Source organism: Xanthomonas sp. LMC-A-07, from assembly GCF_030208825.1.
GTDB lineage: Bacteria > Pseudomonadota > Gammaproteobacteria > Xanthomonadales > Xanthomonadaceae > Xanthomonas > Xanthomonas campestris.
Genome location: NZ_JARVTF010000008.1, coordinates 27394 through 49012, shown reverse-complemented (window position 1 = coordinate 49012; position 21619 = coordinate 27394). Strand labels below are relative to the sequence as shown.

17 protein-coding genes are annotated in these 21619 nt (G+C 66.3%); 15 read left to right on the top strand and 2 right to left on the bottom strand.

The genetic code is table 11. From position 1 onward, the window contains the following. Positions 1 to 17: 17 nt before the first annotated feature. The 4 genes from recG to QRM89_RS07705 all read left to right on the top strand — a co-directional run bounded on the left by recG (position 18) and on the right by QRM89_RS07705 (position 5058). On the top strand, positions 18 to 2159 hold the full coding sequence (gene recG, locus QRM89_RS07720) for an ATP-dependent DNA helicase RecG (protein WP_285447713.1): 2142 nt from the start codon (positions 18 to 20) through the stop codon (positions 2157 to 2159). A gap of 127 nt (positions 2160 to 2286) precedes the next feature. Next, positions 2287 to 3225, top strand: coding sequence for a nucleoside hydrolase (locus tag QRM89_RS07715; RefSeq protein ID WP_042597623.1), 939 nt, complete (start codon positions 2287 to 2289; stop codon positions 3223 to 3225). A 71-nt stretch (positions 3226 to 3296) separates the two neighbouring features. After that, the gene (locus tag QRM89_RS07710) at positions 3297 to 3539 is read left to right on the top strand and encodes a type B 50S ribosomal protein L31 (protein WP_011038339.1); all 243 of its coding nucleotides are present in this window, start codon (positions 3297 to 3299) and stop codon (positions 3537 to 3539) included. Positions 3540 to 3768: 229 nt separating this feature from the next. Beyond that, positions 3769 to 5058: a citrate synthase gene (locus QRM89_RS07705; protein WP_016944651.1), complete on the top strand. Its 1290-nt coding sequence runs from the start codon at positions 3769 to 3771 to the stop codon at positions 5056 to 5058. Positions 5059 to 5180: 122 nt separating this feature from the next. Here the strand turns inward: QRM89_RS07705 and QRM89_RS07700 are convergent, their stop codons facing one another. Together QRM89_RS07700 and QRM89_RS07695 are read right to left on the bottom strand one after the other, a co-directional pair. Then, positions 5181 to 5831: a hypothetical protein gene (locus QRM89_RS07700; RefSeq protein ID WP_076038420.1), complete on the bottom strand. Its 651-nt coding sequence runs from the start codon at positions 5829 to 5831 to the stop codon at positions 5181 to 5183. 447 nt (positions 5832 to 6278) lie between these two features. Then, positions 6279 to 8705 carry a penicillin-binding protein 1A gene (locus tag QRM89_RS07695; RefSeq protein WP_019237291.1) on the bottom strand — a complete coding sequence of 809 codons (2427 nt, stop codon included), beginning with the start codon at positions 8703 to 8705 and terminating at the stop codon, positions 6279 to 6281. Between the two features lie 215 nt (positions 8706 to 8920). Between QRM89_RS07695 and QRM89_RS07690 the strand changes: the two genes are divergently transcribed. The 11 genes from QRM89_RS07690 to QRM89_RS07640 all read left to right on the top strand — a co-directional run bounded on the left by QRM89_RS07690 (position 8921) and on the right by QRM89_RS07640 (position 21207). Further along, positions 8921 to 9979 (top strand): pilus assembly protein PilM, encoded by a 1059-nt coding sequence (locus QRM89_RS07690; protein ID WP_016944654.1) that lies wholly within the window; start codon positions 8921 to 8923, stop codon positions 9977 to 9979. Then, complete coding sequence (locus tag QRM89_RS07685) at positions 9979 to 10758, top strand: PilN domain-containing protein (RefSeq protein WP_285447712.1); 780 nt, start codon at positions 9979 to 9981, stop codon at positions 10756 to 10758. The genes QRM89_RS07690 and QRM89_RS07685 overlap by 1 nt, the downstream gene beginning before the upstream one ends. After that, positions 10755 to 11420 (top strand): type 4a pilus biogenesis protein PilO, encoded by a 666-nt coding sequence (locus QRM89_RS07680; RefSeq protein ID WP_011038333.1) that lies wholly within the window; start codon positions 10755 to 10757, stop codon positions 11418 to 11420. The genes QRM89_RS07685 and QRM89_RS07680 overlap by 4 nt, the downstream gene beginning before the upstream one ends. Next, positions 11417 to 11950, top strand: a complete 534-nt coding sequence (locus tag QRM89_RS07675) for a pilus assembly protein PilP (RefSeq protein ID WP_011038332.1) — start codon at positions 11417 to 11419, stop codon at positions 11948 to 11950. The genes QRM89_RS07680 and QRM89_RS07675 overlap by 4 nt, the downstream gene beginning before the upstream one ends. 19 nt (positions 11951 to 11969) lie before the next feature. Next, positions 11970 to 13922 (top strand): type IV pilus secretin PilQ family protein, encoded by a 1953-nt coding sequence (locus QRM89_RS07670; protein WP_285447711.1) that lies wholly within the window; start codon positions 11970 to 11972, stop codon positions 13920 to 13922. Between the two features lie 276 nt (positions 13923 to 14198). Next, a complete protein-coding gene (locus tag QRM89_RS07665; RefSeq protein WP_011038330.1) occupies positions 14199 to 15218 on the top strand; it encodes a MoxR family ATPase in 1020 nt (339 codons plus the stop codon). Positions 15219 to 15238: 20 nt separating this feature from the next. Then, the gene (locus QRM89_RS07660) at positions 15239 to 16210 is read left to right on the top strand and encodes a DUF58 domain-containing protein (protein WP_274390800.1); all 972 of its coding nucleotides are present in this window, start codon (positions 15239 to 15241) and stop codon (positions 16208 to 16210) included. Further along, complete coding sequence (locus QRM89_RS07655) at positions 16207 to 16662, top strand: DUF4381 domain-containing protein (RefSeq protein WP_115571806.1); 456 nt, start codon at positions 16207 to 16209, stop codon at positions 16660 to 16662. Before QRM89_RS07660 ends, QRM89_RS07655 begins: the two co-directional genes overlap by 4 nt. After that, positions 16659 to 17666: a VWA domain-containing protein gene (locus QRM89_RS07650; RefSeq protein ID WP_285447710.1), complete on the top strand. Its 1008-nt coding sequence runs from the start codon at positions 16659 to 16661 to the stop codon at positions 17664 to 17666. Before QRM89_RS07655 ends, QRM89_RS07650 begins: the two co-directional genes overlap by 4 nt. After that, complete coding sequence (locus QRM89_RS07645) at positions 17657 to 19471, top strand: VWA domain-containing protein (protein WP_285447709.1); 1815 nt, start codon at positions 17657 to 17659, stop codon at positions 19469 to 19471. Before QRM89_RS07650 ends, QRM89_RS07645 begins: the two co-directional genes overlap by 10 nt. Beyond that, positions 19468 to 21207 carry a BatD family protein gene (locus tag QRM89_RS07640; protein WP_285447708.1) on the top strand — a complete coding sequence of 580 codons (1740 nt, stop codon included), beginning with the start codon at positions 19468 to 19470 and terminating at the stop codon, positions 21205 to 21207. Before QRM89_RS07645 ends, QRM89_RS07640 begins: the two co-directional genes overlap by 4 nt. The last annotated feature ends 412 nt before the right edge of the window (positions 21208 to 21619 follow it).

Here is a 21619-nt window from a genome sequence, read left to right as displayed (position 1 = left end):
TGAAGGCGCGATTCGCCGTGTCGCGCGCGCGTTCCGTCACCCCAAGCCTGGCCGTCGCTGGCCAGGCGCCGCTTTCCAGCTTGCCCGGGGTCGGCCCGAAAGTGGCCGAGAAATTTGCCGCGCGCGGCATTCTCAGCCTGCAGGATCTGTGGCTGCACCTGCCGCTGCGCTATGAAGACCGCACCCGCCTGACCACCATCGCGCAGTTGCAGGGCGGGGTGCCGGCGCAGATTGAAGGGCGTGTGGAGGCGATGGAGCGCGGCTTCCGCTTCCGCCCGGTGTTGCGCGTGGCGATGTCGGACGACTCGTACGGCACGCTGGTGCTGCGCTTCTTCCACTTTCGCGCGGCCCAGGTTGCGCAGTTTTCCCCGGGCACGCGCTTGCGCGTGTTCGGCACGCCCAAGCCCGGCCAGAATGGCTGGGAAATCGTCCACCCCAGTTACCGCGTCCTGGCGCCGGATGAAGATGCGGGCCTGGGCGATTGCCTGGACCCGGTGTATCCGGTGCTGGAAGGTGTCGGGCCGGCCACGCTGCGCAAGCTGATCGGCCAGGCCTTGGAGCGTTTGCCGCCGGAGGCCGCGCTGGAACTGCTGCCGCCGCACTGGCTGCAGGACGAACAGCTGCCGTCGCTACGCAGCGCGCTGCTGACCATGCATCGCCCACCGGTGGACACCGACCCGCAGCAGCTGCTGGCCGGCGGACATCCGGCGCAACAGCGATTGGCCATCGAAGAACTGCTGGCGCATCAAGTGAGCCTGCGCCGGCAACGCATCGCGCTGCAGCGCTTCCGCGCACCGCAGTTGCGCGGTGGCCGCTTGGTGCAGCAGTTACGCAAGGCCTTGCCGTTCCAGCTCACCGGCGCGCAGCAGCGCGTGTTCGAGCAGATCGCCCACGATCTGGCGCAGCCGGCACCGATGCTGCGGCTGGTGCAGGGCGATGTGGGCAGCGGCAAGACCGTGGTGGCGGCGCTGGCCGCGATGTTGGCGGTCGAACACGGCAAACAGGTGGCCTTGGCTGCGCCCACCGAGCTGCTGGCCGAGCAGCATCTGGCCAACCTGCGTGGCTGGCTGGAGCCGCTGGGCGTGCGGATCGTCTGGCTGGCCGGCAAGGTCACCGGCAAGGCGCGCGCCGCGGCGATGGCCGAAGTAGCCTCCGGGCAGGCACAGGTGGTGGTGGGCACGCATGCGCTGATGCAGGACGCGGTGGTCTTCCACGATCTGGCGCTGGCCATCATCGACGAGCAGCACCGCTTCGGCGTGCATCAGCGCCTGGCGCTGCGCGACAAGGGTGCGGCTGCCGGCAGCGTGCCGCATCAACTGGTGATGACCGCCACGCCGATCCCGCGCACGCTGGCAATGGCGGCCTACGCGGATCTGGACGTCTCGGCCATCGACGAACTGCCGCCTGGCCGCACTCCGGTGCAGACCATCGTGCTGAGCGCCGAGCGCCGGCCCGAGCTGGTGGAGCGCATTCGCGCGGCCTGTGCCGAAGGCCGGCAGGCGTACTGGGTCTGCACCCTGATCGAAGAAAGCGAAGACACCGACAAGGGTGCGCAGAACGGCCCGCCGCGCATCGAAGCACAGGCCGCGCAGGTCACCTTCGAAACGCTCTCGGCGCAACTGCCGGGCGTGCGCGTGGCGCTGGTGCACGGGCGCATGAAGCCGGCCGAAAAGCAGCAGGCCATGCTGGATTTCAAGCAGGGCCGCACCGATCTGCTGGTCGCCACCACCGTGATTGAAGTGGGCGTGGATGTGCCCAACGCCTCGCTGATGATCATCGAGAACGCCGAGCGCCTTGGCCTGGCCCAGTTGCACCAGTTACGCGGGCGGGTCGGGCGCGGCGCGGCGGCGTCCAGCTGCGTGCTGCTCTACCAGGGCCCGCTGTCGCTGATGGCACGCCAGCGGCTGGAGACCATGCGCCAGACCAACGATGGCTTCGTGATTGCCGAAAAGGATCTGGAGCTGCGTGGCCCCGGCGAGTTGCTGGGTACGCGCCAGACCGGCCTGGCGAGTTTCCGCATCGCCGACCTGGCGCGCGACGCCGGCCTGCTGCCGCGGGTGCAGGTGCTGGCGGAGCGCTTGCTCGACGAAGCGCCGGAGATCGCCGACCGCGTGGTCGCACGCTGGATCGGTGGCGCAGTGCGGTATGCGGCCGCCTGAGCGGCGGGGATGGGGATTTGGGAGTGGGGATTGTCAGAGCGGGGCTGCTGCAGCCTATGCGTTCGCGTGGCCGGCCGATCCTTGCGAAGATGCGGCAACGAATCCCGAATGACCAATTCCGAATCCCATGACAAAAAAGATACCGCTGCTGATCGACACCGACCCGGGCGTGGATGACGCGCTGGCGCTGCTGATGGCGTTCAACGACACCCGTCATGATGTGGTCGGCCTGACCATCGCCGCGGGCAATGTCGGTCTGGAGCACACCGTGCGCAATGCGCTCAAAGTGTGCGAGGTGGCCGGTCGTGCCGATGTGCCGGTGTATGCCGGCTGCCCGCAACCGCTGCTGCACCCGTCGGTGGACGCAGCGCATGTGCATGGCATCGACGGCTTCGGCGATGTCGGCCTGCCGCCGGCCGCGCGGGCTGCGGACGCCGAGCATGCGGCGCTGGCCATCCTGCGGCTGTCGCACGTGCATGCAGGCGAGTTGCTGCTGGTGGCACTTGGCCCGCTGACCAACCTCGCCCTGGCGCTGACGCTGGACCCGACCCTGCCACAGCGCGTGGCGCGGCTGGTGGTGATGGGCGGGGCGCTGACCGGGCACGGCAACATCACCGCCGCGGCCGAATTCAATATCGGCTTCGACCCGGAGGCGGCGCATATCGTGTTCCGCGGGTTTCCCCAGTTCGATGTGGCCGATTGGGAGGCGACCGTCGCGCACGGCCTGCTGCACCGTGATGTGGAGCAGTGGCTGGCGGCCGATTCGCCGCGTGCACGCTTCTACGAAGAAATCTCCCGCAAGACCCGGCTGTGGTCGGAGGACAGCCGGGGCGAGTACTGGTATGCCGCCGACGCGTTGGCGATGGCCTTCGCCCTGCACCCGGACGGCGCCCAGCGCCTGGAGCAGCGGCCGGTGCACATCGAATTGTCGGGCACGCACACCCGCGGCATGACCCTGGTGGACTGGAACCGGCAGGGCGGGGCGGCCGACAACGCCACCCTGTTGCTGGACTACGACCGCCAGCGCTTCTACGGCCTGGTCGGGCAGGCGCTGGCGGCCGGCTAGGGCCGGCTTGCACCGGGTGCCAGGCGGTGGCTATAATGCCCGGCTTACCCAGGCAGCCCGGCGCCAAGTCCATGAAAGATAACGTTCATCCCAGCTACAACGACGTCGTCTTCCACGACGTGACCTCGGATTTCAAGATCCTGACCCGTTCCACCATGAGCTCGAAAGAGACCGTGAAGTGGGAAGACGGCCAGGACTATCCGCTGATCAAGGTGGAAATTTCCTCCGCATCGCACCCGTTCTATACCGGCAAGCACAAGGTGATCGACACCGGCGGCCGTATCGACAAGTTCCAGAAGCGCTACGCGCGCTGAGCTTGCAGGACGGGCTGTACCGGCAACGGCCGCGCATTGCGCGGCCGTTGTTTTTTGGGGAATTCCCGCTTCGCTTTTGCGCCCCTGATGGGTGCGTCTACGACTTCTGTTCAAGCGACGGCCAAAATGCTGCTGTGCGATAATGACGTGATCCGAGGCGATGCCTTGGACTTCCATCACGTGCCTGCCCATGTGGGATCAGGCGCCTTCCACTGAAGGAGCGTACACAGTGTCCGATCTTGATCAGGTCACGCTCAACGCCGGCGACAAGTCGGTCGTTCTGCCGGTTCTCAAGCCCACGTTGGGCAATGATTGCGTCGATATTTCCAAGCTGACCAAAGAAACCGGTCTGTTCACCTACGACTCGGGCTTCACCGCCACCGCCAGTTGCAAGTCGGCCATCACCTACATCGATGGCGACAATGGCGTGCTGCTGTACCGCGGCTACCCGATCGAACAGTTGGCCGAGAAGTCCAGCTTCCTGGAAGTTTCGTATCTGCTGATGAACGGCGAATTGCCGACGGCGGACGAATTCAAGAAGTTCGACCACGAAGTGACGCATCACACGATGATGCATGAGTCGCTGAAGAACTTCCTCGGCGGCTTCCGCCACGATGCGCACCCGATGGCCATGCTGGCCGGTTCGGTGGCCTCGCTGTCGGCGTTCTACCACGACACCCTGGACCTCAACGATCCGGAGCAGCGCCGTCAGGCCGCCATCCGTCTGATCGCCAAGGTGCCGACCCTGGCTGCTGCGGCGTACCGTTACTCGATCGGCTGGCCGATCCGCTATCCGCGCAACAACCTGAACTACGTCGACCGCTTCCTGCACATGATGTTCGAAGTGCCGAGCGAGCCGCTGGAGATCAACCCGGTCGTTGCCAAGGCACTGGATCTGCTGTTCATCCTGCACGCCGATCACGAACAGAACGCCTCGACCTCGACCGTGCGTCTGGTCGGTTCGACCGGTGCCAACCCGTACGCGTCCGTGGCAGCTGGTATCACCGCGCTGTGGGGCCCGGCACACGGTGGCGCCAACGAAGCCGTGCTGAAGATGCTGGAAGAGATCGGCACCGCTGACAACGTCGAGTCCGCCGTGGCCAAGGCCAAGGACAAGAACTCCTCGTTCCGTCTGATGGGCTTCGGTCACCGCGTCTACAAGAACTTCGACCCGCGCGCCAAGATCATCCGCGAGATGACCCACAAGGTGCTGGGCGAGCTGGGTGTCAACGACCCGCTGCTGGAAGTTGCGCTGAAGCTGGAAGAAGCTGCGTTGAAGGACGACTACTTCGTGCAGCGCAAGCTGTACCCGAACGTGGACTTCTACTCGGGCCTCATCTACAAGGCGCTCAATATCCCGGTGGAAATGTTCACCGTGATGTTCGCCATTGCCCGCACCGCCGGCTGGGTGTCGCATTGGCTGGAGCAGCAGGTCGACCCGGAAATGAAGATCGGCCGTCCGCGCCAGATCTACACCGGCTACGACAAGCGCGACTACACCGACGCCGGCAAGCGCTAAGCGCCTCGGAGTTGGTTGTTTGACCAAACGCCCCGCATTGCGGGGCGTTTTGCGTTGCGGCCTGGAGTGCTGTGGGCAGTGCCGGGCCGGTCCTGGCGCGATGCAATGGTGCGGTCTGCTGCTTACCGCAGTGGCTGCACGTAACCCTGGATCTCTTCGTCCGCCAGCAACTGCCGCAACTGCGCTGCAGAGGCGCGTGCCATCGGTTTTTCGTCCAGCTGCGATAGCGGTGCCTGCCGCAGCGCGTCGTAAGGCAGCACGGTCAGGTCGAAGGTCAGGTCTTCCGCACTGAACAACCACACTGGAAACTCGCTGCTACGTTCGCGATCCAGGCGCAGGCGCCGCGTGCGCGCCTCGGCAGGGATGCGGTGTTCTTCTAGAAAGCGCTGTACCGCATCGGCATCGTCGCTGTGCAACTGCACTTGCACCGGCGCGTTGGCGTCGGCGGTGCCGTCCAGTACCGGGCCGGTCAGCCGTGGCTGGAATGGGCTGAGGAAATCCAGCGCACGTAACGCGGCCTCGCGCCGTTGCCGCAAGCGCACGCCATGCTCGGGGCCGGCGAACAGACGCTGATACTCGCGCAGCGCGTCTTCGATCTCGCGGTTGCGTGGCAGTGATGCATCGTCGTGGATGCCGAGCCGGCTGGCCGCCTTGAGTTTGGCTTGATGGAAATCGCGGATGCCGCCTTCGGCCATCAGTCGGGCGGCCTCATGGGCGAGCCGGTGACGGCGCTCTCGGGTACGCGTGTCGGCATGTTGGCGTGCATGATGCATGGCCGGGCTCCCCTGTCTGAACCTGACTTCGACTCTACACGAGCGTAGTGAAGTTGCCGATGACAATCGTTGGGGCGTTAGCGCCGCCTGGACGCGGCGTTGGCAGGTGATCGGCTACCGCGCTCTGGCATCGCATGGGCGCTGCGCGCGGCGGCGATGAAACCATCCAGTGCGGGTCATACAGGCGTAGCGAACGCTGGCGTCCGCAGCACGGATAGGAACTGTGGGGCGTCGCGCAGACGTTCAGTGCCGGCACTGAGTTGGCCCAGGTAGCGTGCGTGTCCTGTGCGTCGATAACGCAGCGAGACCCGACATGGCGGAGGAGGCTATCGCAACCGATCAGCAACGCCCAGCATCACCCAGCATCACGCCGCATCAATCGCTTGCCCAAAAAAAACAACGGAGCCACCTGGGCTCCGCTGCTGGCATCACACCGTCTGGAACAGCTTAGAAGATGTCGAATGCCTTCTCGTCCTGCTGTTCCTGCAGACCGTAGTCGTAATCCTGCAGACGGTCGAGGTCTTCGTTCTTGACCCACTCCACCGCGCCATTGATGGTGGCCTGGGTCATGCCATCGGGCGGGTCGTTGGCTGCGATCGGTTTGTCCTTCAAGGCCACGCGCATGTAGTCGATCCAGATCGGCAGCGCGGCCTTGCCGCCGTATTCGCGATACCCCAGCGAGCGGAAGTCGTCGCGACCAACCCACACCGTGGTGGCATACGGGCCGCCAAAACCGGAGAACCAAGCGTCGCGGTGATCGTTGGTGGAGCCGGTCTTGCCACCCACATCTTCGCGTCCCAGCACCTTGGCCGCGGTGCCGGTGCCGCGCTGGACCACGTCGCGCATCATCGAGACCAGCTGATACGCAGTGCGCTCGTCGATGGCGCGGGGCGCGATCTTGGTTTCGGCGGTGGCTGCGGGGGTAGTTTCCGCAGGCGTGGCAGGCGTCGCGGCGGCTGGCTCGATCGACTTGGGCAGCGCGGGCGCGCCGAAGTTGAAGCCATCCACCACCTGGCTGACCGGGGCGGCGGTGCCTCCCTGCGTGGCGCAGGTGCGGCAGGCCACAGCGGGCACTTCCTTGAAGACCACATTGCCGTCGCGGTCCTTCACCTCGTCCACGATCCAGGTGTCCACACGCGAGCCGCCATTGGCGAACACCGCGTAGCCGCGTGCCACCGACAGCGGCGTCAGCGATGCGGTGCCCAGCGACATGGACAGGTTGGGCGGCAGCTCGGCCTCCTGGAAGCCGAACTGGCTGATGTACTTGCGCGCGAAATCGACGCTGATTGCATCCAGCAAGCGCACCGACACCAGATTGCGCGACTGCACAAGCGCCTCACGCAGGCGCATCGGCCCACGGAAGCCGCCGCCATCGTTCTGCGGCGACCAGGTCTTGCCGCGGCGGTCGCGGAACACCACCGGTGCATCCAGCACAATCGAGGCCGGGTTGAAGCCCTTCTCGAAGGCCGCCGCATACACGAACGGCTTGAAGCTCGAGCCCGGCTGGCGCCGTGCCTGGGTGGCGCGGTTGAACTTGTTGCCGGCAAAGCTGAAGCCGCCGACCAGGGCGCGCAACGCGCCACTGTTGGCGTCCAGCGACACCAACGCGGCCTGGCCGCGCGGCAGCTGATCGATGATCCACTCGCCGTCCTTTTCGCCGGCACGGATGCGGGTCAGGTCGCCGCGGGTCAGCAGCTTGGCCGGGGTCTTGTTGGTCCAGCGGCTGGCGCTGGCCGGCAAGGTCAGCTCGGTCTTGTCGCTCTGCACAACGGTCACACCGCCGTCGGCGTTGGTGCGCGCCACGATCACGGCGCGCAGGCCGCCTTGGGTGAACACGCCCGACAGATGCTTGGCCAGGGCCGGCGCATCCGCATCGGCGGCCACGTCGAAGTGCTGCTCCACGCCGTGCCAGCCATGGCGGTGGTCGTACAGGCGCAGGCCTTCGGCAACCGCCGCATCGGCGCCGGTCTGCAAAGTGGAATCGATGGTGGTGGTGACGTGGTAGCCCTTGTTGAGCACGTCGCCGCCGTACTTGGCGATCATTTCCTGGCGCACCAGCTCGGCCACATATGGGGCATAGACCTCCACCGGCGGCTCATGCGGCTTGGCGTGCATCGGCACCGCCTTGGCCGCGTCGGCCTCGGCCTGGGTGACGAAGCCCAGGTCGGCCATGCGCTGCAGCACGTAGTAGTCGCGGCGTTCGCGCGCGCGCTCGGGGTTGCTGATCGGGTTGCCGCTGGACGGGAACTTGGGGATGCCGGCCAGCGAGGCCATCTCGTCCAGGCTCAGGTCGGCCATCTTCTTGCCGTAGTAGTACTCGGCCGCAGCGCCCACGCCGTACGCGCGGTTACCGAAGAAGCTCTTGTTCAAATACAGCTCGAAGATCTCGTCCTTGGTCAGCTCGCCCTCGATCTTGCGCGCCAGCAGGATCTCGGCCAGCTTGCGGGTGTAGCTGTATTCGGAATTGAGAAAGAACTGCCGGGCCACCTGCTGGGTGATGGTCGAGCCACCCGGCACACGCTTGGCGTCGGTACTGGCCAGCAGCCAGACCGCGCGGGCGATGCCCTTGTAGTCCACGCCGCCATGCTCGTAGAAGCGCGCATCCTCGGTGGCCAGGAACGCCTGCTTGAGCCGCTCCGGAACCTCCTTCATCTGGATGGGGTAGCGGCGCGTCTCGCCATAGACGGCCATCAGCCGGCCATCGCTCGAGTACACGTACATCGGCTCCTGCAGTTCGACCTGCTTGAGTGATTGCACGTCCGGCAACTTGGAGGAAATGGCGTAGTACAAGCCGCCGGCGGCAATAGCACCAAGCACGGCAAGCACGACGAGCGTGGCCAGGATCCAGCCCAGCCAACGGCGAATACGGGGCATGTAAGAGAGATTCCGATTGCAGATTTCTTGGTCACAGAGTATAGATGACGCCGGGTTTGGCTGGGGCCGAACTCTGGGGATCGCAGAAGACACCACTGGGGTCACGTCATGGAGCCATTGCTTCGTGCGTGAAGGGGTTGTCAACTGTTAAAATTTGATTATTAATGCGAGGACGCAACACATGCGTCCAAGTGCCCGTCGGCAGGGGAGTTTCCGTGGGGCTTTTACCCAAGAGTCAGTCGCCACTTATTGGTGTCGACATCAGTTCCACTGCGGTCAAGCTATTGCAGCTGTCGCGCAGCGGAAATCGTTTTCGCGTGGAACATTACGCTGTGGAACCGTTGCCGCCGAATGCGGTGGTGGAAAAGAACATCGTCGAAGTCGAAGCGGTGGGCGAAGCCATTCGCCGCGCCATCAACCGTTCCGGCAGCAAGGCCAAGAACGCGGCAGCGGCCGTGGCTGGCTCGGCGGTGATCACCAAGCTGATCCCCATGCCGGCGGATCTGGACGATAGCGATCTGGAAGCCCAGGTCGAGCTGGAAGCCACCAACTACATCCCGTACCCGATCGAGGAAGTGAATCTCGATTTCGAGGTGCTCGGCCCGATGCCCAACAGCCCGGACATGGTCCAGGTGCTGCTGGCGGCGTCGCGTTCGGAGAACGTCGAGCTGCGCCAATCGGCGCTGGAGCTCGGCGGCCTGGTCGCCAAGGTGATGGACGTGGAGGCCTTTGCGGTCGAGAACGCCTTCGCCCTGGTTGCCAGCGAATTGCCGGTTGCCGCCGATGCGGTGGTGGCGCTGGTGGACATCGGCGCGACCATGACCACGTTGAGCGTGCTGCGCTCCGGGCGCAGCCTCTACAGCCGCGAGCAGGTGTTCGGTGGCAAGCAGCTCACCGACGAAGTGATGCGCCGCTACGGCCTGACCTATGAAGAAGCTGGCCTGGCCAAGCGTCAGGGCGGTTTGCCGGAGAGCTACGAGGTCGAAGTGCTGGAGCCGTTCAAGGAAGCGACGGTGCAGCAGATCAGCCGCCTGTTGCAGTTCTTCTATGCGGGCAGCGAGTTCAATCGCGTCGATTGCATCGTGCTGGCAGGCGGCTGCGCCGCGTTGTCGCGCCTGCCGGAGATGGTGGAAGAACAGCTGGGCGTGACCACCGTGGTCGCCAACCCGCTGGCACAGATGACGCTGGGCCCGAAGGTTCAGGCCCATGCGCTGGCGCTGGATGCGCCTGCATTGATGATTGCCACCGGCCTGGCCCTGAGGAGCTTTGACTGATGGCAAGAATCAATCTATTGCCCTGGCGCGCCGAGCGCCGGAAGGCGCGCGAGCGTGAGTTCTATTCGATGCTCGGCTTCGCCGCGCTCGCTGGCGTGGTGTTGTCGGGGCTGATCTGGTTCTACTACGACGGGCAGATCAGCGGGCAGACCGAGCGCAACGCGTTCCTGACCACCGAGATCGACAAGGTCAAGGCGCAGAACGAAGAGATCAAGGAACTCGACAAGAAGAAGGACCGCCTGCTGGCGCGCAAGAAGGTCATCGAGGAACTGCAGGCCAATCGCTCGCAGATGGTGCACCTGTTCGATTCGCTGGTGCGCACCATTCCCGATGGCGTGGCGCTGACCAACATCAAGCAGGATGGCGACATCCTCACGCTGGAAGGGCGCTCGCAGTCCAACGCGCGCGTCAGTGCCTACATGCGCAACCTGGAAGGCTCGGGCTGGATGACCAATCCGGACCTGTCGATCATCGAGGCCAAGAGCCAGGACAAGGCCGCCGGCCAGCCTGCGGCTTCCTCGATGGACACCAAGACCTTGCCGTACGTGTTCACGCTGAAGGTCAAGCTGGCCAACCCGAACGAGGCCGACAAGAACGGTCCCGCGCCGGTTGACGGCCAGGCACCGGGCGCAACCCCGGCGGCCACGCCGGCCGGCGCAGCGCCTGCACCGGCAGCGACACCGGCAACAACGCCTGCGCCGGCCGCATCGGTCGCGCCTGCACCCGCACAAGCGGCACCGGCGCAAGCCACTCGGCCGCAGGAGGGGGCGGCGTCATGAGTAAGAAATCATTCAAGCTCAGCGATCTGGACTTCAACAACATCGGCGGCTGGCCGCAGCAGGCGCGCATCGTGTTCTGCGTGGTCGTCGGCCTGTTCATCATGGTGTTGGCCTGGTTCCTGTTGATCAGCAGCAAGCGCGATGAACTCGAAGGCCTGGAAGGCACCGAAACGCAGCTGCGCACCGAGTTCGAGACCCAGCAGGGCCGTGCGGTAAATCTGGAGCCGCTCAAGCAGCAGCTCGCACAGATGGAGCAGGTGCTGCAGCAGATGCTGCGCCAGCTGCCCAGCAAGACCGAAATGCCGGACCTGATCATCGACATCTCGCAGACCGCGCTGTCCAGTGGCCTGTCCAACGAGCTGTTCCAGCCGGGTCCGGAATCGCCGAAGGAGTTCTACGCCGAGAAGCCGATCGCCCTGCGCATGGTGGGCAGCTACCACCAGTTCGGCGCCTTCGTCAGCGGTGTGGCCTCGCTGCCGCGCGTGGTGATCCTGACCATGCACGACATCAATCTCAAGCCCAAGGACGCCAAGGCCGGCATCACCCCACGGGGTGCGCTGGAGCTGTCCGGCACGGTCAAGACCTATCGTTATCTGGACGATGAGGAAATGGCCGAGCAGGAGAAGGCTGCGGCCGACGCGGCGAAGAAGGGCGGCCAATGACCATGAAATTGCTCAAGATCCTGTCCTGCGTGGCGCTAATTGCAGTGTTGCCGGCGTGCACCCGCGGTGTGACCAGCACCCCGGGCGATGCGCCGAATCTGGAAGCGTGGGTGGCCGAAGTGCGTGCGCGTCCTGCGCCTCCGCTGGAGCCGTTGCCGGTGATGCAGCAGTTCGAGACGTTCGAATACGCGGCGCAAGTGATGCGCGACCCGTTCAGCGATGCCTGGGTCAGCGCGGAAGGCGGCAATGGCACGCGTCCGGATCCGAACCGGCGCAAGGAGCCGTTGGAAGCCTTCCCGCTCGATGCCCTCGACATGGTGGGGACCATTGGAGGTGGCTCGGGCCTGATCGCATTGGTCATGGCACCTGACAAGGTGACCTACCGGGTGCGGCCGGGTGTGTATCTGGGGCAGAGCGATGGCCGGGTGACCGGGGTCTACGAAGACCGCATCGAGCTGATTGAACTTGTACCGGACGGTGCGGGTGGGTGGCTGGAACGGCCTGCCGCGCTCGCATTGGATGATCAATAAAGTGATAGGGGATAGCACGATGACTTTTTCCAACGCCCAGCGCCTGCGTCCGGTCCGGCGCCAGGCAATGCTCCGGGCCTGCGCGCTGGGGTTCGCGCTGGCGCTCGCGAGCGGCAGTTCGTTTGCCGCCGCCGCGCTGGCCCAGCCTGCGCAGGATCCGGCCAAGACCGCTCCGGCCAGCCTGGCGGTCTCCAAGATCGACTTCAAGCGCGGCGATGACGGCGCAGGCCGCCTGATCCTGCAGTTCGATGGCCAGGGCGCCAGCCCCGACCTGCGCACGCAGGGCGACAACGTGCTGGTCGACATCAGCAATGCTCGCCTGCCTGCGGAACTGCAGCGCCCGCTCAACGTGACCGACTTCGCCACCCCGGTGCAGCGCGTCGAGGTCAAGCCATCCGGTGGCGGCTCGCAGCTGGTGCTGTCGACCAAGGGTGCATTCGACTCGCTGGCCTACCAGACCGGCAACGAATACGTGGTGGAAATCACCCCGCGCAAGGGCCAGCCGGCCGTTGGCGGCGTGAGCGCCAGCGCGGTGACGCAGGCTGCCGCGCAGATCGCCGCGCGCGGCTACAGCGGCCGCCCGGTGACCTTCAACTTCCAGGACGTGCCGGTGCGCACCGTGCTGCAGCTGATCGCCGAGGAATCCAACCTCAACATCGTGGCTTCCGATACGGTGCAGGGCAATGTCACGCTGCGCCTGATGAACGTGCCGTGGGACCAGGCACTGGACATCGTGCTGCGCGCCAAAGGCCTGGACAAGCGCCGCGATGGCGGCGTGGTCTGGGTTGCCCCGCAGCCTGAGCTGGCCAAGTTCGAACAGGACAAGGAAGACGCCCGCATCGCGATTGAGAACCGCGAAGACCTGATCACCGATTATGTGCAGATCAATTACCACAATGCCGCGGTGATCTTTAAAGCGCTGACCGAGGCCAAGGGCATTGGTGGCGGTGGCGGTGGCGGTGGCGGTGGCCAGGGCGGTCAGGGTGGTGCCGGGCAGCAGGACAATGGCTTCCTCTCGCCGCGCGGTCGCCTGGTGGCCGACGAGCGCACCAACACCTTGATGATCAGCGATATCCCGAAGAAGGTCGCGCAGATGCGCGAGCTGATTTCGCATATCGATCGTCCGGTGGATCAGGTGCTGATCGAAAGCCGGATCGTGATTGCTACCGATACGTTCGCGCGGGATCTGGGGGCGCGTTTTGGTGTGACCGGAGCGACAGGTCGGGGTATTTTGAGTGGTTCCCTGGAAAGCAACGTCAACTACCTCAACACCTCGGCACAATCTCGTTTAGAGCAAGCTAACGGCGGTGAGGTTACAACGCTGCCGGCGCATCTTTTCCCCTCGGGATTGAACGTCGATCTAGGCGCAGGTGGCTTTACCAATAGCGGTGCAGCCGGTCTTGCGTACACGTTGTTGGGTTCGCACTTCAACCTGGACATCGAGCTGTCGGCGATGCAGGAAGAAGGCCGAGGCGAGGTTGTGTCCAACCCGCGCATCGTGACCGCCAACCAGCGCGAGGGCGTGATCAAGCAGGGCCGGGAAATCGGCTATGTGACCATCAGCGGTGCCGGCGTTGCAGGGGGGGGCTCGCAGGCCAACGTGCAGTTCAAGGAAGTCCTGCTCGAACTGAAGGTCACGCCCACGATCACCAACGACAACCGCGTCTTCCTCAACATGAATGTCAAGAAGGACGAAGTTGCTCGTTTCATCACCTTGCCGCAATACGGCACCGTGCCGGAAATCAATCGCCGCGAAGTCAACACGGCAGTCCTGGTAGCCGACGGCGAGACGGTGGTGATCGGTGGTGTCTACGAATTTACCGATCGTGAGAGCGTGGCGAAGGTGCCGTTCCTTGGTGACATCCCGTTCCTGGGAAACCTGTTCAAGAAGCGTGGACGCAGCAAGGAAAAAGCCGAGCTGCTGGTCTTCGTCACTCCGAAGGTTCTGCGGGTTGCGAGCGCCGCGCGGTAAACGCGTTGGCAATAGAAGAAGGCCGCGGAAGCGGCCTTCTTCTTTTTAGCAGTCTGTGAAGTGCTCTCAAAACACAACTGCAAGTGACGTACTTGCTCTGCCCGCGATACGTGCATCAGGGCCCATCCAACTGCTTGTCCCCATGGCGGCCTGCGAGCCGATGGATGCATGATCACGCAGGCCGGGGCCCTCGGGCGAGCATGACCCCGGTCACTCACTGAACATCTTCCGCCCGCACAGTGAACCAATCGCGTTCGAATCGGTCACACTGGGTCTATGAACGCACCGCCGCTCCTTCCGCCAGAAGCCGCCGCCGCGCCCGCCGAGGATCGGCTGCATGGTCAATTCACCGCGCTGCGCGAGTCGCTGGCGCAACGCATCGTGGGGCAGTCCGCGTTGGTCGAGCGGCTGCTGATCGCCTTGCTGGCCGACGGCCACCTGTTGGTGGAGGGCGCGCCCGGCCTGGCTAAGACCACCGCCATCCGCGCACTGGCCTCACGGCTGGAAACCGATTTTGCGCGCGTCCAGTTCACGCCGGACCTGCTGCCGGCCGATCTGACCGGCACCGAGATCTGGCGGCCGCAGGAAGGGCGCTTCGAGTTCATGCCCGGGCCGATCTTTCATCCGATTTTGCTCGCCGATGAAATCAACCGTGCGCCGGCCAAGGTGCAGTCGGCGCTGCTGGAAGCGATGGGCGAGCGGCAGGTCACGGTGGGCCGGCATACCTATGCCTTGCCGCAGCTGTTCTTGGTGATGGCGACGCAGAATCCGATCGAGCAGGAGGGTACGTTCCCGCTGCCCGAGGCGCAGTTGGACCGCTTTCTGATGCATGTGCGGATCGGGTATCCGCAGGCCGATGCGGAGGCCGAGATCCTGCGCCTGGCGCGTGAAACCGCACGCGACACGCTGGAAAAGCATGCGACGGTGCCGGACAAGATTCCGCTGGAGGATGTGTTCGCCGCACGCCGCGTGGTGCTGGATGTGCATCTTGCGCCGCAGCTCGAGCGCTACCTGATCGAGATCGTGCTGGCGTCGCGCGATGCGCAGCGTTACGACCCTGCGCTGGCGCGGCGTATCGCCTGGGGCGCAAGCCCGCGTGGATCGATCGCGCTGGAGCGTTGCGCGCGCGCACGTGCGTGGTTGGCCGGCCGCGATTACGTGACCCCGGACGATATCCGCGCCATCGCGCCGGACGTGCTGCGCCATCGCGTGCTGCCCAGCTACGAAGCCACCGCCGAAGGCTGGGATGGCGAACGTCTGGTCGCCGCGCTGTTGGAAAAGATTCCGCTGCCCTGATCGGGTAGCGTCGCTGCGGTATGCCGCCCTTTCGCCCGAAGCCGATCGCCTCGATGCCGTCCTCGCCGTCTGCTGCTGCCCCGTTGTCCGTCGCTGGCGATGGCGTGCGTCCGCAGCTGGCCGAGTTGATTGCGTTGCGCGGTGCCGCTCGCCAGCGGCATCAACCGGGCCGTGGCCGCCATGGGTTGGTGGGTCCGGTGCCGGCGGCAACACGCGGGCGTGGCATGGAATACGCCGAGTCGCGCGAGTACGTGGCCGGCGATGATGCGCGGCATATCGACTGGCGCGTCACCGCACGCACCGGACGCGCGCACACCAAGTTGTTTCAGGCCGAACGTGAGCGGTTGAGCCTGATCGTGGCCGACACCGCGCCCGCGCTCTTCTTCGGCACCCGTGTGCGCTACAAGTCGGTGCAGGCGGCACGCGCCGGTGCCGTGGCGGCCTGGCTGGCGCAGCGGCAGGGCGACCGGATTGCCGCGTTGCGTGGCACCGCGAGCGAAGCACCGATCGCGCCACGCGCCGGGCAGCGCGGGGTGTTGCCGGTACTGGATGCCTTGGCGCGTTGGTATGCGCAGCCGCCGGCCGATGATGCCGGGTTGCAGGTCGGGCTCGACCATGCGGCACGTCTGTTGCGCCCGGGCGCGCGCCTCACCGTGCTTGCCGATGCACGCAGTGCCGCCGCGGTGCCGGAGTCGCGCTGGTCGGGGCTCGCCCTGCATCACGAGGTGGTGGTGATCGTGCTGGTGGATCCACTGGAGCTGGCACCGCCCGCGCGCGCGCTCACCTTCGACGCAGGCGGGCAACGGATCACCGTGGACCTCACCACGCAGGCCGGGCGCGCGCAGTGGAATGCCGAATTCGTCGCGCCGCTGGAACGGTTGTCCACGCTGCTGCAGGCCCGTGGTGTGCGCCTGCACCGTCTGTCCACGGCCGATGCCAGTGATGCCTGGCTGGGCGGCGGCATCTCTTCGGTGCGGGAGTCATCGCGATGACGCCCGACACCCTTCCGCTGCGCGATGTGCACCTGCCGCCGTCACCGTCGTGGTGGCCGCTGGCCTTGGGCTGGTGGCTGGTGATCGCGGCAATCGTTCTGGTGCTGGGCACGTTGGCTTTGTGGTGGTGGCGTCGCCACCGGCGTGCCCAACGCTGGGCGGCGACCTTCGACGCTGCGCTGCAGGCGGCCAGCACGCCAGCGCAGCGGCTGGCGGCGCTGTCGGCGTTGCTGCGGCGTGCCGCGCGTACGATCGACCCGCAGGCCGATCGGCTGCAGGGCGAGGCCTGGCTGCAATTGCTGGATGGCCGCAACGGCCATGCGTTTTCGCAGGGGCCCGGCCGTGTGTTGCTGGACGGTGGGTTTCAACGTGACCCGGCAGTGAGCGATCTTGCGGCGGTGGAGCAGCTGGCACGCCAGCGCTTCCTTCGCCTGATGCAGGGGCGGCGATGAACTGGCTGCAGTGGTCGCAGTGGCAGGATGCACTGGCGCACTGCGCGTGGCCGTGGGCCTGGTGGTTGATGCCGCTGCCGTTGCTGATGTGGTTCTGGCCGCAGCGGCGCACGCAGGCATCAGCATTGCGCGTGCCGTATGCCCAGCAGCTGCGTGCGATGGTGAGTGCGCCACGCATTCCATCGCTGCGTGCGCCGCGCTGGCTGGCATGGCTGGGATGGTTTTTGCTGTGTGCCGCGCTGGCGCGTCCGCAACAACTGGGCGATGTGATCCAGCCGCCGCGGGAGGCACGCCAGATGATGCTGGCGGTGGACCTGTCCGGCAGCATGAGCGAACCGGACATGGTGCTGGGCGGCAACGTGGTGGACCGCCTGACCGCGGCCAAGGCGGTGCTCTCGGACTTTCTGGACCGGCGCGAAGGCGACCGGGTGGGCCTGCTGGTATTCGGGCAGCGCGCCTATGCGTTGACGCCGCTGACCGCCGACCTCACCAGCGTGCGCGATCAGCTGGCTGACAGCGTGGTGGGCCTGGCCGGGCGCGAAACCGCGATCGGCGATGCCATTGCCTTGTCGGTCAAGCGTCTGCGCGAGCAGCGCCAGGGCCAGCGTGTCGTGGTGCTGCTCACTGACGGCGTCAACACCGCTGGTGTCCTCAACCCACTGAAGGCGGCCGAGCTTGCCAAGGCCGAGAGCATGCGCGTGCACACCATCGCCTTCGGTGGCAGCGGGAGCTATTCGTTGTTCGGTGTGCCGATTCCGGCCGGTGGCGGCGACGATATCGATGAAGACGGCCTGCGCAAGATTGCCGAGCAGACCGGTGGGCGCTTCTTCCGAGCCCGCGATACCGAGGAACTGGCCGGCATCTACGCCGAGCTGGATCGCCTGGAACCGGTGAAGGCCGCGGGGCCATCGGTGCAGCCGAAAGTCGAGCGTTATTACTGGCCGTTGGGAGCGGCACTGCTGATCGGATTGCTGGCCTACGCATTGCCGCGGAGATGGCGATGAACACGCTGAGTACCGCGTTGCACACGCTGCATCTGCTGCGTCCGCAATTGCTGTGGGCGCTGGTGTTGATCGTGCCGGCGGCGGTGCTGTGGTTCCTGCGCCAGCGCGATGCGGACGTGTGGCGGCAAAGTGTCGATGCGCATCTGTTGCCACAGCTGCTGGTGACCGGCGGCCGCCGTGGGTGGTTCGGTTTTGTACTCGCGGTGGTGGCCTACAGCGTGGCGGTTGTTGCGATGAGTGGGCCCAGTTGGCGGCAAACCGAGCGGCCGGTATATCAATCCAACCGGCCGTTGGTGGTGGCATTGGATCTGTCCTCCAGCATCAACGCCAACGATTTGCCGCCCTCGCGGTTGCTGCAGGCACGCGCCAAGCTGGCCACGCTGTTGCGCGAACGTGCCGGTGGCGATGTGGCGTTGCTGGCATACGCGGGCGAGAGTTTCACCGTGGCGCCGCTGACCGAGGATGCGGCCAACGTGGCCCTGTTCCTGGATGCGTTGTCGCCGTCGGTGATGCCGGTGGATGGCAAGCGTGCCGATCGCGCTATCGAGGCGGCGGTGCAGCTGCTGTCGCAAGCTGGCTTCAAGCAGGGCGACATCCTGGTGATGAGCGACAGTGCCGATGAGTCGGCCGAAAGCGCTGCGCGGGTCGCGCGCTCGCGCGGTTTTAATGTCTCCACCTTGGGTGTGGGCAGCGCGCGTGGCGCGGCCTACCGCGCGGCATCGGGTGAGATCGCGCAGGCGCGGCTGGACGAAGCGAGCTTGCGGGATCTCGCCAGCCAGGGCGGTGGCCGTTATGCACCGCTGGCCGCTGACGATGCCGACCTGCGTGCGCTGGGCGTGCTGGACCCGGCACAGCAACCCGCGGCCGACGCCGCCGCCGCCGCGAACGGCAGCAAGACCTGGCTCGATGAGGGCTACTGGTTACTGTTCCCGGTGATGGCGCTGACGTTGTTGGCGTTCCGCCGGCGCGCAGCGGTGATGGTGCTGGCGTTGTTGTGTGTCGGGCCCTTTGTCGAACCGGCGCAGGCGGCGGAAGGGACGTTGTGGCAACGCGCCGACCAGGTGCAGCAACAACGCCTGGACGCCGGCGTGCAGGCCTACCGCAAGGGCGATTTCGCTGCCGCGCAGAAGGCCTTCGAGGCCGTGCCCACCGACCAAGGCTGGTACAACCTTGGCAATGCGCTGGCCCGTCAGGGGCGCTACGACGATGCGATTGCCGCCTACGACCGTGCGCTGCGGCAGCAGCCCCAGCTGCAGGACGCCATCGCCAACCGCGCCGCGGTGGACGCGGCGCGCAAGCGTCAGCAGCAGAACAAGGACGGCAAGGGCAAGCCGCAGCAGGACCAGAACAAGGGCGACAAACAGCAGGATCAGAACAAGGACGGGCAGGGCAAGCAGGAACAAACTGCCGGCAAGGACGGGCAGGATGGCAAGGGCGGCCAGGACGGCAAGCCGTCTTCGCAGCCGCCCAAGGACGGCCAGACGCCGGGCCAGCCGTCGCCAGCGGGGCAGGGCGAGCAAAAACAGCCCGACAGCCCGCCGCAGACGCCGGATGCCCAGGCCCAGCAGCAGGCCGATGCAGCGCAACGCCGCAAGATGGAACAGGCCATGGCGCAGGCTGGTGCCAAGGGCGCGCCCACCAAGGAGCAGCAGGCCGCCGCCGCGGCCGCGGCAGAAACGCCGGAGCAGCGCGAGCAACGGCAGGCGGTGGATGCATGGATCCGGCGCGTGCCGGATGATCCGGGCAGCCTGTTGCGCGCCAAATTCAGGCTGGAACACGAACGCAGGCAACGGGACGGACAATGACGGGCAACGGGCACTGGCGCCGTGTGGCGATATGGCTGCTGAGCAGCAGCTTGGCGATCCTGGCGTTGCCCGCCGGGGCGGTGACGCGCGCCTGGCTGGACCGTGACAGCATCGATGCGGGCGATGCGGTGACCTTGAACATCGAAACCGACCAGCGCGGCGCCGAGCCCGATTACAGCCCGTTGCGCGGTGGGTTCGGGCTGGGGGCCAAGAACGCCAACCAGCAGATGCAGGTGACCAATGGTTCGGTGACCATCCGGGCGTTGTTCGGGGTGGTGATCACGCCACGCCAGACCGGCGAGATCATCGTGCCGGCGATCCGGGTCGGCAACGAGCGCACCGAGCCGCTTCGGCTGCAGGTGGTGGCTACGGCTGTCGATGCCGGCGCTCCGGGGGCCGCTGGCGCAAGCGCGGCGCGCGGCAACGAAGAAGCGTTCGTCGAAACCCAGGTGGACGACCCGCAGCCCTACGTGCAGCAGAGCGTGGGCGTGGTGGTGCGGCTGTACTACGCCACCCAGCTGGCCTCTGGCGAACTGGATCTGCAAGCCCCCGATGGCGCGTCGCTGCAGCGCGTTGGCGATGACGTGAGTTCGGCCAAGGCGGTCAACGGGCGGCAGTACAACGTAGTGGAGCGGCGCTACCTGCTGGTTCCCGAGCGCAGCGGCCGCCTAGTGGTGCCGCCGGCCCGCTTCAACGGGCGCGCGGTGGGTGGGTTCTTCGACGATTACTTCGGGCGCGGCAATGGCGAATTGAACGCGCGCAGCGCCAGCATTCCGCTGCAGGTACGCGCGCAGCCGGCCAATGCACCGCAGCCGTGGTTGCCGTTGCGCAGCCTGACGCTGCGCTACACCTCCACGCCGCAGCGGGCCACTGCCGGCGAGGCAGCGCAGATCGTGGTGGAAGCCAGCGCCCGCGGCGCCACCCAGGCACAGTTCCCGGAGCTGCCCACGCCCAGCGTGCCGGACGCGCAAGTGTTTGCCGAACCGGCGCAGTACGAGGAGCGGTTTGTGGACGGCTCGCCACAGCTGCGGCTGACGCGGCGCTATTCGATCGTGCCCAATCGCGCAGGTCCTCTGTTGATTCCCGGCCTGCAGGTGGCGTGGTGGGATGTGGGCGCGGCAGCGGCGAAGACGGCATCGCTGCCGGACCTCACGCTGGATGTGGCGGCAGGCAGCGGTGCATTCGCAGCGCCCGCAGCGGCGCCTTCGCCAGCCAGCCAGCCAGCTAGCGAGGCCGTGGCACCTGCGCCGGCGGCCAGCATGCTGCGCCTGCAGGGCGCCCCTGCAGCCTCGCGCCCGTGGGGCTGGATCGCGGCGGCGTTGGGTTTCGCGGTGCTGTGGATTGCCACCCTGGTCTGGGCGCTGTGTCGTCGTCGCGGTGGAGCGCGCACGGTGGCCGCCGGTGCTGGTGCTGCTGCGCCGGCGCCCGGCAGGCGCGCCACCCACAGCGTGGCCGACCTGCGCCGTGCGCTCGATACCGGTGGCATGGACGATGTGGCCACGGTGCTGTGCGGCATGGCCGGCGTTGCCGACATCGACAGTGTGCTGGCAGCCTTGAGCGACCCGGCTCAGCGCGCGGCGGTGGCACAGATGCAACGCGCCCGTTGGGGGGGCGATGGCGATGTGACTGCAGCCCGCGCTGCCTTGCGCGAGGCGTTCGCCAATGGCCCGCGCTGGCATCACGCCACGGCAGCAGAGCCGGAGGTGCTGGCACCGCTCTATCCGCCGGCGCGTTGATTGCTTGCGCTGCCGCGACAGCGACACGACAGACGAGCCACGGCAAGGTTAAGTCGGGTGCGCAGGACCCGGCCGCTGCCAGCGCTGCTGCGTGGTCTTGCGTGATGACTGATTGAGTTTCGGCTGCGTACGGCATAGGTGTGCGGGATGAAGAGCGCGCAGAGCGTTATGGCTGCGGGGCTGCTGCAGGGCCATTGCCCGCCCACCGTCGCGGGACACGCCGCAAGTACGTCCCTGTAGCTCTTTGGCGGCATCCATGCCGCCAAAGGTCCCGCGACGGTGGGCGGGCAAGGGCTTGGCAAAGTGGTCGGTGCGTCGTTTCAATACTAAAAAGCGGAAACAGGTGTGCTGGACGCTTCGCGTGCAGAGCGTTCTGGCTGCGGGGCTGCTGCAGGGCCCTTGCCTGCCCACC

Bases quoted from the DNA above. Each gene is read 5' to 3' on its own strand.
- QRM89_RS07700 (WP_076038420.1), bottom strand. From the start codon at position 5,831: ATGCATCATGCACGCCAACATGCCGACACGCGTACCCGAGAGCGCCGT.
- QRM89_RS07675 (WP_011038332.1), top strand. From the start codon at position 11,417: ATGACCATGAAATTGCTCAAGATCCTGTCCTGCGTGGCGCTAATTGCA.
- QRM89_RS07715 (WP_042597623.1), top strand. From the start codon at position 2,287: ATGACAAAAAAGATACCGCTGCTGATCGACACCGACCCGGGCGTGGAT.
- QRM89_RS07685 (WP_285447712.1), top strand. From the start codon at position 9,979: ATGGCAAGAATCAATCTATTGCCCTGGCGCGCCGAGCGCCGGAAGGCG.
- QRM89_RS07640 (WP_285447708.1), top strand. From the start codon at position 19,468: ATGACGGGCAACGGGCACTGGCGCCGTGTGGCGATATGGCTGCTGAGC.
- QRM89_RS07655 (WP_115571806.1), top strand. From the start codon at position 16,207: ATGACGCCCGACACCCTTCCGCTGCGCGATGTGCACCTGCCGCCGTCA.
- QRM89_RS07670 (WP_285447711.1), top strand. From the start codon at position 11,970: ATGACTTTTTCCAACGCCCAGCGCCTGCGTCCGGTCCGGCGCCAGGCA.
- QRM89_RS07650 (WP_285447710.1), top strand. From the start codon at position 16,659: ATGAACTGGCTGCAGTGGTCGCAGTGGCAGGATGCACTGGCGCACTGC.
- QRM89_RS07680 (WP_011038333.1), top strand. From the start codon at position 10,755: ATGAGTAAGAAATCATTCAAGCTCAGCGATCTGGACTTCAACAACATC.
- QRM89_RS07695 (WP_019237291.1), bottom strand. From the start codon at position 8,705: ATGCCCCGTATTCGCCGTTGGCTGGGCTGGATCCTGGCCACGCTCGTC.
- QRM89_RS07710 (WP_011038339.1), top strand. From the start codon at position 3,297: ATGAAAGATAACGTTCATCCCAGCTACAACGACGTCGTCTTCCACGAC.
- QRM89_RS07645 (WP_285447709.1), top strand. From the start codon at position 17,657: ATGGCGATGAACACGCTGAGTACCGCGTTGCACACGCTGCATCTGCTG.
- QRM89_RS07660 (WP_274390800.1), top strand. From the start codon at position 15,239: ATGCCGCCCTTTCGCCCGAAGCCGATCGCCTCGATGCCGTCCTCGCCG.
- QRM89_RS07665 (WP_011038330.1), top strand. From the start codon at position 14,199: ATGAACGCACCGCCGCTCCTTCCGCCAGAAGCCGCCGCCGCGCCCGCC.